The sequence below is a fragment of the Aeribacillus sp. FSL W8-0870 genome, assembly GCF_037963755.1.
In the GTDB taxonomy this organism is placed as follows: domain Bacteria; phylum Bacillota; class Bacilli; order Bacillales; family Aeribacillaceae; genus Aeribacillus; species Aeribacillus composti.
Genome location: NZ_CP150165.1, coordinates 4,031,779 through 4,043,136, shown reverse-complemented (window position 1 = coordinate 4,043,136; position 11,358 = coordinate 4,031,779). Strand labels below are relative to the sequence as shown.

At 40.8% G+C, this 11,358-nt stretch carries 8 protein-coding genes and 2 pseudogenes; 7 read left to right on the top strand and 3 right to left on the bottom strand.

Features of this window, described 5'->3' with window-relative positions:
- Positions 1–70: 70 nt before the first annotated feature.
- Positions 71–839, bottom strand: a pseudogene (locus NSU02_RS19440) (NERD domain-containing protein).
- A gap of 685 nt (positions 840–1,524) precedes the next feature.
- On the opposite strand from NSU02_RS19440, the gene NSU02_RS19435 reads away from it, so the two are divergent.
- Positions 1,525–1,707 carry a hypothetical protein gene (locus tag NSU02_RS19435; protein ID WP_144598567.1) on the top strand — a complete coding sequence of 61 codons (183 nt, stop codon included), beginning with the start codon at positions 1,525–1,527 and terminating at the stop codon, positions 1,705–1,707.
- A gap of 49 nt (positions 1,708–1,756) precedes the next feature.
- A complete protein-coding gene (locus NSU02_RS19430) occupies positions 1,757–2,185 on the top strand; it encodes a hypothetical protein (protein ID WP_339193689.1) in 429 nt (142 codons plus the stop codon).
- A 285-nt stretch (positions 2,186–2,470) separates the two neighbouring features.
- On the opposite strand, the gene NSU02_RS19425 is transcribed toward NSU02_RS19430, so the two are convergent.
- Entirely contained in the window at positions 2,471–3,349 is an 879-nt protein-coding gene (locus NSU02_RS19425; protein WP_327848482.1) for an IS982 family transposase, read from the bottom strand.
- Between the two features lie 355 nt (positions 3,350–3,704).
- Here NSU02_RS19425 and NSU02_RS19420 point away from each other — a divergent pair, with 355 nt between their 5' ends.
- The 4 genes and pseudogenes from NSU02_RS19420 to NSU02_RS19405 form a co-directional block, all read left to right on the top strand.
- Complete coding sequence (locus NSU02_RS19420; protein WP_339193688.1) at positions 3,705–4,151, top strand: L-lactate permease; 447 nt, start codon at positions 3,705–3,707, stop codon at positions 4,149–4,151.
- Between the two features lie 114 nt (positions 4,152–4,265).
- Positions 4,266–4,415 carry an L-lactate permease gene (locus NSU02_RS19415; RefSeq protein WP_339193687.1) on the top strand — a complete coding sequence of 50 codons (150 nt, stop codon included), beginning with the start codon at positions 4,266–4,268 and terminating at the stop codon, positions 4,413–4,415.
- 31 nt (positions 4,416–4,446) lie between these two features.
- Positions 4,447–5,394, top strand: coding sequence for an L-lactate dehydrogenase (locus tag NSU02_RS19410; RefSeq protein WP_117017577.1), 948 nt, complete (start codon positions 4,447–4,449; stop codon positions 5,392–5,394).
- 127 nt (positions 5,395–5,521) lie between these two features.
- Positions 5,522–5,743 (top strand): annotated as a pseudogene (locus tag NSU02_RS19405) (ABC transporter permease); the annotation flags it as partial.
- Between the two features lie 287 nt (positions 5,744–6,030).
- Here NSU02_RS19405 and helD read toward each other — a convergent pair.
- Positions 6,031–8,373: an RNA polymerase recycling motor HelD gene (helD, locus tag NSU02_RS19400; protein ID WP_339193686.1), complete on the bottom strand. Its 2,343-nt coding sequence runs from the start codon at positions 8,371–8,373 to the stop codon at positions 6,031–6,033.
- Between the two features lie 432 nt (positions 8,374–8,805).
- Here helD and NSU02_RS19395 point away from each other — a divergent pair, with 432 nt between their 5' ends.
- Entirely contained in the window at positions 8,806–10,035 is a 1,230-nt protein-coding gene (locus NSU02_RS19395) for an IS110 family transposase (RefSeq protein ID WP_027725928.1), read from the top strand.
- The last annotated feature ends 1,323 nt before the right edge of the window (positions 10,036–11,358 follow it).

Here is an 11,358-nt window from a genome sequence, read left to right as displayed (position 1 = left end):
CATAAACAAGATAGGAAACATAGGAAAATAAGAATAATACAGTCTAACTAAAGGATAGATCTTCTACTTATTACTCATAATAAGTCCATTGACGAACTCCTACTTGATTAAAATTATTGTTTAGAATTCTTCTGATTCTTTTTTTAGATGGTACCATTTGACACCATTCATGAATTGCATTCGTAGTAATCCGATGATCTGGAAAAAGAAGCTTAAATTCCTTCACACTCCGCATTACGGAAGCTGTAACTAATTCTTCGTGTCTACATTCCTTACATACACATTTTCTTCCTTCGATGTAGATAGAAAAAGACTTGCATTGAACACAGGTGATTCCTTTTCGTACCTGTTCATAATCATATGATGGTAACTGTTGATAAGGCGATTCAGTTATATGCAAGGAAATAAGCTTATCCGCTAGCTTCTTGTGTTTTCTATTTAACTTTGAAGGTTTGGTATTTAGTTTGTCCAAATATTGGTCTAGCTGAGTAGGAAAAATAAATGGTTTATCGAGAGGTGCTTGATATAGGGTAAAATTAGGATTGATAAAAACAACCGAAGCATCAATTTGAGGATTAAAACCAAGATTAAGGAGTAGCTGGCGTAATAAATAATTACTTCTATTCAATTGAATAATTTTTCTCTGAAGTTATAATTAAAGAATCAATTTGGAAGTTGGTATTATTTATATTTAGTAGTAAGTCATTTAAAATAATGCATTCACATTGAAGTTTCTCTGTTAAGGCATCAAATAAAACTTCCCCTTCATAATCCATTCGAGTGTTCAAAAGCTCCATAATCAACAATTCTTTAGACTTAGTTCGAGCTTTATAAAGCATAGTCTACGTCCTTTCATTTAATGGAATTGGTTATATGTTGTTGAGTTGATTATCAATAATGCGAGAAGACTATGTATGGAAAAAAAACAAGTGCAGAGTATTGCAACGAAAAATAAGATTTGATTGTATATGATTCATTTTATTCAAAATGGAAGTGAATATAAGGAAAATATGAAGAACCATTATTTTGGGTTATACGAAGTATTTATTCTTGACGAGGTTATAAAAATAAAAACAAGCAATTCTACTAATCTAGCTAGGAGGCATGCTTCTCCAAGCTAGATTAGTATCTTTAATTCTTTAAGCATATGATGTCATTCTGTTTTCTGCAAGAAAAAAATACAGAGTGTTGCAGTATATCTTTATCAAAATTTTGTATAAATATACATATATGTGATCTATCCATCAAGGGCTTGACATGGATCCTCTGTAGCCATGATTCTTTAGCCAACAGTTTTGGCAAAACCAAAAAAGGTTATCATGGCTCCTCCTCCATGTAAATCCCCATTGCATATCACTGCATAAGGATTTTGCAATTCTCTGCACTTTTTGCTTGCAAAAAAACGTAAACCAATTATACTTTTTTACCCCGGTCATTTTACCGGATTAGACCTACGACTATTTGGGATTTTACATAATGAAGATCAGTATCAATTAACGAGAATATCATAGAGGAGAAGATTATGTGTTAGTTAAAGAAATATTTAAAAAAGAAATTTTTCGTCCGATTAATGAGGGTGTACGAAGTGCAACAATGGGCCAAGCATGGGTCATTGTCACATCTCAAGAAAAAATAAAAGCGTCACTTAATGTCCATAGCGAAAAAAGATTTTTCCAAAATCCAAGGACGTTTTGCGACCCGAATTAATTTATCTAGCGCAAATACAGATGAAGTCATTAAATGAGAGGGGTTTTCTATGACATATTATTATTACCTTGCCTCAGATATTAAACTACCATCAGGTATATACTCTAAAAGTGGTTTTATTAATTTAAATGGGAGTAAAATAGCTCTTGATCAAACTCTTGACTTAACAGAAAGTGATGAAAAAGTAGATGGATTCGATTATCCCGTGCAAATTGAAATCGTTTATGGTTTGTGTGATCCTGAAACTTTAGAAGCATATGATGATTTTGGATTGCCATTGCTTCATAAATATATTCTCGACGTATGCAGTTACTATAAGACATGTACCATTCAAATTGCTCACATTTTAAATACACACCGACACCCTTTAAAAATTGTAGAACGGAGAAAACTCTTATTGAATCAATTATCGAATCCTAAACAACTCGCTCTACATCATGGTGAATTGCTGACGATCAAGAAGATTCCGGAGTTCTAAGTTGATTAGACCGGTGAATTTACGAACAGTTGCATTTTGTTATTATGGGTAAAATGAATTTTAGTTTACTTATTCCTAGTGTGTAGATCTTCCATCAAAAAACTTGGATGCCTCATTCTGAACAGCCCTTTTTTACTATATTCGTCTTGGTATTATGTCAAGAAAATAGACATGTAAAAAAATTTACGTAAAATTTTTATTTTATAAAATAGTAAGTTTAGTCGTCCTCATCACTTTTCATCTAGTTAATTATTATATTTTTATACCCATGGTGCTAGTTGAGCGTCAACGCTCAACTAGCCCAAGAACAACGAGCGAATAGGCCAATAAAATGGCATCAAGCGCCGTTTCAAATCCAGAGATCGAATTGGCGCGAATTTTCGTGATCCGAAATGAATCCACTAAAACCGAGAACGCGGTTTCGACGATTTTGCGTTTTCGTTTCATCCATTGTTTCCATTCTTTTGATTGCACCACACGTTGATTTTTTCGGGCAGGCGTCCAAAAAGCGATCTTGTATTCATCGTACAGCTTCTTTTGCAGGGCTTGGCTCACATATCCTTTGTCGCCAAGTGTATACGGATGAGGAAGTTGAGTCATCACTGTTTCCGCAGCTGTCCGATCGTGGCAGGATGCCTCGGTCAGGACATATCCCATCGGAAGCGCTTGGTCGGTAATCTGAAGATGAAGCTTAAACCCATAGTAAACCATCTTTTTGGATGCACAATACCCAATATCTGCGATTCCTTGAAATCGTTTGACGCGATACATTCGTGCGTGGTGGCAGAGTTCAATGGGTAAGCTGTCCACTACCGCATAAGCGTGATGTTGTCCACGTTTGGCGAGTTGGTGACGAATCCATTTGATCGCCCAACGCAAAGAACGGCATCGACGGTTGTATCGAGAGCGCTCTAGGAACTTTTCCTTGGTGAACAGGTTTCCAATGACAAATCGATGCCAAGCCCGTTCCGAAGTAAAACCCAGCAATTTTCCAAGAACGTGAATGGCGATGATAACCTCATCCTCTTGCTTCAACAAATGACGATTTCGACGTTGCAAATACATCTGAATACAAGACAGTTGTGCTGATACAACGAATAAGATCGCGGTATATTGCTTTTGAATTTTTGCTTGGTTTATTGTAAAATGAAAGTGCTCTTGCATGGAACTTCTCCTTTTGAATGTTTGTTCGCACTTTCATTTTAAAGGAGATCCTCATGCAAGGGCTGTTTTTATGTCTCGAGATTTTATCTAGCACCACGGGTATTTTTATATTAAATTTTAAAGATTATCTAACCCTCTTATTCCTTCATAAATGATTTTCTCCTTTTTATCATTACTTTACTCAACATGTCTCAAAAGTTCATATTTTTTTCATATATATTGTGAAAAATTTCACAAACAGATGTTATACTAACTTTGTAAGCAAAATAAATAATTTAGGGGGAGGAAGTAATACACATTGTGAAATATATCACAAAATCATTTCGTCGATTTTAAAGTATAGGGGCTGAACAAGATGCATGTATGGGAGCAAGTTTATAATCCATTGGAAAATATATGGCTTTCAGCTATTATAGCTGCCGTTCCTATCATCGTTTTTATTGTTTTGCTGACAGTATTTAAATTAAAAGGATATATAGCAGGGCTTTTCAGCATAATTGCTGCAGGCATTTTTGCCGTCTTTATTTATAAAATGCCTGCAATCTTAGTTTTGATGTCTGCGATATATGGAATTTTAGTCGGTTTATGGCCAGTAGCATCAATCGTATTTGCTGCTATTTTCCTTTATAAAATATCAGTAAAAACCGGAAAATTTGCCATTAGTATTTCTTTTATTACAGCGGATCAAAGAATTGCAAGTTCTTATTGGGGCATTTTTATTTGGAGCATTTTTAGAAGGAGCTGCAGGATTTGGAGCACCCGTTGCCATAACAGCAGCCATTTTAGTGGGGCTTGGATTTAGTCCAGCTCTGTTGTAAACAACGGTTCCTTATTTGCTCCACTTCAAGCTGTCACTGCTTGACAAATTGGAATAGCACCCGAAACGATGGTTGCTGTCAATGTAATGGGTGGTACAATGGCTAAAATGATTTCACCTCAATCAATTGCTGTTGCAGCTGCGGCAGTTGGATTAGCAGGAAAAGAAAGTGATTTATTTAAAGTGACAATAAAATATAGTTTATGTTTGCTTGCTGTAATTGGATTAGTTAGCTGGCTACTATTTTAATCATATAACATTTTAAGGAGGATGTATAACTATGAATAAAGAAAAAGTAAATCGTGTTGTAATCGTTGGAACAGGAGCTGTAGGCTGCAGTTATGCCTATTCACTAATTAATCAGGGGGTCGTTGAGGAATTAGTTTTAATTGATATAAATGAAGCAAAAGCTGAAGGCGAGGCGATGGATCTTAATCATGGAGTGCCGTTTGCACCTTCGCCAATAAAGGTATGGAGCGGTTCTTATCAAGATTGCGCAAATGCGGACTTAGTTGTTATTACTGCGGGATTGGCACAAAAACCAGGTGAAACCCGATTGCAATTAGTTGAGAAAAATACGCGAATATTTAAACAAATTATCAAAGAGATTATGAAAAGTGGATTTAATGGCATATTTTTAGTGGCAACAAATCCGGTAGATATCTTAACTTATGTCACTTGGAAAGAGTCAGGACTGCCAAAGGAACGCGTCATTGGTTCAGGAACAGTCTTAGATTCTGCACGTCTAAGATTTGAATTAGGGAAGTATTTCAATGTGGATACAAGAAATATTCATGCAATTATCATAGGGGAACATGGAGATACCGAGCTTCCAGTTTGGAGCCATGCCAAGATCGGAATAGAGAATCTTGATGATGTTTTAGAGAGAAAGAAAGATTTAAAGAAAGAATGTTTAGAGGAAATCTTCGTAAACGTCCGTGACGCTGCTTATCATATCATTGAGCGAAAAGGGGCGACATACTATGGAATAGGAATGTCCCTTGTCCGAATTACAAAAGCAATTCTTAAAAATGAAAATAGTATTCTGACAGTATCTTCCTATCTAGAAGGTGAATATGGGCAAAATGATGTATATATTGGAGTACCAGCCAAGCTTAATCGTAACGGCGTTCACGAAATAATCGAAATTGAACTGAACGAAAAGGAACAAGAACAATTTAATTATTCCGTTTCAGTGCTAAAAGATACGATGAAATCTGTCATTTAATCCACTTGATGGCAAAGCGACATGCTCTATAGTGACCATTGTACCGGGAACGTTTAGGAAACAAGGATTGGGAAAACCAATTCCCGATTACAAACTGCTGCGAGGCTTGTTAGGATGAAAAGCTCAACTTACGTTTCTTTCCAATGCTTTTGTGCCAGTCAAGACAATGCCCGATTGGCTGCAATGGTTTGCGAAGATTAATCCAGTGTCACATATTATTACTGCCGTCCGTAATCTGATCAATGCTGGAACTATTGGCTGGGATTTTGCTGTCTCTCTCATCGGGGCTGCTGCCATTGGGGCGATCTCTGCGCCCATCACCGTCCGTGTATATATGCGTAGGGCATAAATTGGATATTGTGTATTGATCAGTGCGCGATATCCTAGTTATAAAAGAGCTATTACCGAAAAATTACGGAACCTTGCTGCTTACAGAACTTTTAACACATCATATAGAACTTCACATGTCTAATATAATTTATTTCAGCCACTGCCGACATCTCCTTCATTACCGCCCGTTGAACAAGCTGCCCAACTCGGGGTATGGTATGTAAGGGATGCTGGCAAGTGGCCTTTTATTTAACATATGGCCGTTTAATGACAGTAATACATTTCAGACACCCGACCAGTCCCGTGTTAACCCGGGATCTGAAGGAAACTACCCGGCGCAACGTTCTGTAAAAAGGGGCTCGGTTCGCCTACACTGTAAAGTTGCAAGTAATGCATAGCCCGGGTGCAGGCGGTGTAGAACAATCTGCGCAGGCTCTCAACGCCGTATACTTTTGATGAAGCGTTATAAATGATGACGGCGTCGAATTCGATGCCCTTCGCCAAATACGCCGGTATAACGACAACACCTTGTTCATATTCGGTAGAGCCGCTCTTCACGAGTTTAATTTCTTCAACGTTTTTCAGTGCTTCGTATGCGGCGGTGCTTTCCGCAGCAGATTTGCATATAATCGCGATCGTATTATATCCCCGTTTCCGCAAGTCCGCGACTTTGGAAGCAATACAGCGGTGCAGTTCAGCTTGATCGGACACTCTTGTCAACACAGGCTTATCGCCGTCGCGTTCAAAAGCAGTGATCCGTTCGCCACCTGGCACGAGTGTGCGAGTAAATTCGACGATCTGTCTTGTGGATCTGTAACTGCGGGTCAAGGTGATCGAATCCGTTTTATCCGGTCCGTATAAGCTGGTAAGCGTGTGGAAATCGACCGTTTCACTGGCATGAGCGAATATCGCTTGGTTAAAGTCGCCGAGTACAGTCATCCTCGCAGAAGGAAACAAACGCTTCAAAAATTCGAATTGAAACGGAGAATAATCTTGCGCTTCGTCTACAAGCACGTGTTTGATCGAGACGTTCGTCTGAAAGCCTTGAATCAGCTCTTTCAAAAATAAAAACGGAGTTGCATCTTCGTAAAATAGTTTGCCTTCGTCTAGCATTTTCACAGTCAATCGGCAAATATCCTCCCACTCCTCGGGTGTTTCCCCTTCCATCCACTGTTTGATTTGAGTTGGATCGGCGAAAAGCTGTTTGTAAATTCCTTTCATGTCGATGAAACGAAGCGTCCGGATCCGTTTGCGCAACGGCTTCAGCTTCTTGCGAACGATCAATTGGCCCAGCGCTTCGATCTCGTTCTCATAGTTGTTTAATGATTCTCCTTTCAAGCCGCATTTTTTCCGTAAGAGAGTATGAGCCTTATGATAATCCTCGTTGCTAAGCAGCTCGATTTCTTCCTGCACCCATGGCTTAGTCCGTTCAAGCTTCTCCGCTTCATCGATTTGCTTGATTAGCCAATCTGCCAGCTTTTCAAGTCTGCTGTGAAAACGGAGCGAGGTGTCGCTGCTATAAAACCTTTCTGCGATTTGTTTGGCGGTGATGATCGGCTTTCCTCTAAATAGAATATCTTTGAATCGCATGCCGGATAATTCCATCGACTTACAGTATGTTTTAATCGTCTCGAAAAAACGGGTTGATGCCTTGAATCGGATGCTCGCAGTTCTAGTCCGGTATAAAGAGTCATCCGCTTCAGTCAACACATATTCCAATTGCTCGTATGGACCCTCGATTTGAAATTCTTTGCTCAGCCGATATTCCAAATATTCCTGGAAGGTGGCCTGCTGCATATTCTCTTCGCCTAGTTCGGGCAGCACATTGGATACGTAGCTGTTAAACATCGAATTAGGTGAAAATAAAATGATTTGATCGGCTCTCAGCTTATCCCGATACTTGTAGAGCAAGTAAGCGATCCGCTGCAGGGCGGCCGATGTCTTGCCGCTGCCGGCGGGTCCTTGCACGATGAGCAGCCGCCCGCGATCATGACGGATGATCTGGTTTTGTTCCCGTTGAATGGTGGCCACGATGTTGTGCATATGTTTGTCTGTCACTCTGCCAAGCACCTGCTGTAAAATGTCGTCTCCAATGGTGAGACTCGTATCGAACATCGACTTGATAACGCCGCCGCGGATGATATATTGCCACTTTTTCTCCAGCATGCCGCGGACTGTGCCTCCGGGAGTAGTATATTCGGCCGGGCCGGGCGCGTAATCGTAGTAGACACTCGAGACCGGCGCCCTCCAGTCGTAGATCAGGATGTTCTCTCCGCTTGTATCCGTGAGCGTGGAGATGCCGATATAGATTCGTTCAGCAGTTGAAGACCCTTCCTCAATGAAATCGATTCGACCGAAATAAGGCACCTCCTGCATGCGGCGCAGGGTGGACAACCTCTTGAAGGCTTGTCTGTGGGTGCTTTGGCTCACGGACAGGTTCTGCGCCTGTTGTCTCAAGGCGATGATCGTCTCAAGATAATCGTCGAACGTATCAGTATTCACCTTGACGTCATCCCAAAAATGTTTGCGGAAATCAATCACTTCTTTTCGACGCTGGGAGGTTTCGTTTTCCAGCATGCCGATTTGCTCCACAATGATCGCCATTATGCTGTCCAATCGTTCTTGCTCCTGCCGAAGTTCTGTATTCATATTAAGCACTCCTCGTATACTAAGTTTCAGAAAGTTTTTTTATCGAATTTCCAGTCCGATACGCTCCTTGACAATCGCATATCTTGGGTGGTTGCCTTTGTGGGAGGGGCGCGCCCCTCCCACAAAGGGTTCAGCGTACCGGGGTTGGACTTTTCGCAATGTTCCTGGATAATGGTCTTAGGATCATCGGGGATACTCTTCTCACTCCTGTAGCTTTGACTACTTGTAAAGTCTGTCTCCTCGGCCCCTGTTTGGACGTCTAACCCGCAGGCTGTTCCCGTTGGTTTTCCCCATGCTGGAAGGAGCAGCTTCCAGGGCAGCCCATGGTCCAACGTGAGTTCTCATATGCGAGGGTGACTGGTCAACAGGCGCGATCCGGGGGCATCCCGAAGAGTCCTACCCCTCGATCCTACAACAATAGGAGGTGATCTCATGAAACTCTACGTCGGGATCGACGTGAGCTCACGCGACTTAGCCACCTGCATTATGGATCATGAAGGAAATACGTGCGCACGCTTCAAAGTGGATAATCATCTTCTGGGCGCCACCTTCCTTCGGGATCAAATCCTCCTGTGGGCTAACAAGCGAAAGCCAACCGAAATTCTGATCGGGATGGAAGCCACCTCGGTCTACAGTTGGCATCCAGCTATGTTTTTCCACCAGCAGGAGGCCTTGCAGGCTTGGAACGTCAAGGTGTTTACGATCAATCCAAAGCTCATTCGCAAGTTTAAAGAAGCCTATGTCGACTTGGAGAAAACGGATGACATCGATGCTTGGATCATTGCGGATCGGCTTCGCTTCGGCCGTCTGAAGATGACGGCTGTCCTCAAGGAGCAGTTTCTCGCGCTTCAGCGACTGACACGCATGCGATATCATCTCGTCCACCAGTTAACCCGTGAGAAACAGTATTTTCTCCAGCACTTGTTTTACAAATGCAGTTCCTTTACCCAAGAGGTGGACAGTTCGATCTTCGGACATGCCATTCTCGAACTGCTGCTTGAGTCGTGGAGCCTCGATGACATCTGCCAAATGGATGTCAAGCAGTTGGCCGACTTCCTGCGCCAAAAAGGGCGCAATCGCTTTGCCGATCCGGAATGCATCGCCAAGTCGATTCAAAAGGCGGCCCGTTCGTCGTATCGGTTGTCCAAGTGTGTCGAGGATTCCATCGACTTGCTGTTAGGGCTGTCGATTCAATCAATCCGCAGCCTGCAATCGCAGCTCAAAGAGCTCGATAAAGCCATTACCCGCCATCTTGAAGGCATTCCGAACACACTGCAAACCATCCCAGGCATCGGACCGGTTTATACCGCAGGCATCCTGGCCGAAATCGGGCAAATCGAGCGGTTTCACAACCAGGCCGCCTTGGCAAAATATGCCGGCTTGACATGGTCCAAGCACCAATCGGGCCGTTTTCAAGCCGAGGACACCTCCCTCATTCGTTCCGGCAATCGCTATCTCCGTTACTACCTAGTGGAGGCTGCCAACTCGGTGCAACGGCATGATGCGACGTTTCGTGCGTACTACCGGAAGAAGTATGAGGAAGTGCCCAAACACCAACATAAACGAGCCCTCGTCCTCACCGCTAGAAAACTCGTGCGTGTGATCGATGCGCTGCTACGCAACGGTCAAATCTACACGCCAAGAAAGGGGGAAGATCGATAAGAGGATCGATCTGGTATACCAATATCAACCTTTAGACCCAGTTTATTACATGTACCAATACTGGGTTTCTTCAGTATTGCCTTTTTTCGGATCATCGGACAAGGGAATTTCCAATTTCTATGATTTTTCACCTTGACATATTACCGCAGGACTTTAAAAAATAAAAATGGGGATTGACTGAAGAGGATTTATGTTTTATAATTATAATAGGGATATTTTTTTATAATTAACACAAAGTGTGTTTCTTTACTAATTTATCATAGTTTCTCAATTTTTTCAATGTATTTAACGCTGTCGTCGATATTATAAACAAGTTGAAATTGTATGTGATGAAGATAAAAAGTTACTGTAAGGCCATTAATTAAAGTATTTCTCATGGAAGAGAACCGATGGTTTTCTTTTAGACCGTCTAATAAAGTTTGCAAAATCGTGTTATAAGTGAATAAGTTTGTTTATATAAACAGTCTAACTAGATTAGTTAGGCTGTTTTTTTTGTTTTGTAAAAATTCTTAAATAACTATGAAAGAAGGAAATTGGAATATGTATAAAGTTGATTACAAAGATTATCCTTTAATCAGAAGTTGGAAACAAAATTTAATGAAAAATCAATTATTGTCTATTTCCGTGTAGCATGCGAATTTTATCGGATAAATCATATAAGCGGATAAATCGACTATATAAAAGGATGTGACATCCTTGAATACAGGTGAAACTGATGGGGAGACATGTTCCAAAGTTGATACTGTAACTAAAACGAAAGCTGAATCTTATCGTGAAAGAGTAGAGGGAACGGTACTTCGCCTTTTTCAATTGCGATGACGAATTTATTAGGAAATATACTTCTTACCTCTCCCACCGGATTGTTCTTGTCGAGAAAAAATATGAAAAATATTAAAGTGATCAATTTATCTATAGGTATACCTGTCTTGATAGAACTGGTTCAGTTGCTGCTCTATCTGTTCAAAATTGGTACTAGGACAGTAGATAAAGATGATGTTCTCTTAAATATGCTCGGTATCATTGTAGCTATTACTTTTCAAGAATGGTTTTAAGCAGAAAAAATGCGGATTCTTCGTCACTTTTTGTGAAATGACATAAAAAAAGAATGTATACATTCCGGAACATTTTCCTCAACACTTCAGCTTCATGTACGTATTCTCATGTATGTATAATATTGACGGACTGCACCTGTAGAAAACTCAACTCCATACTTGCGTTATTGCCGCTTTGCCGGCTGCATTAACGGAACTCATCAGAGCGATTTTATGTCTCAGAAATTAAACTGTACGCAATCAGGTGATGGAAGATTATACACGGACTTTG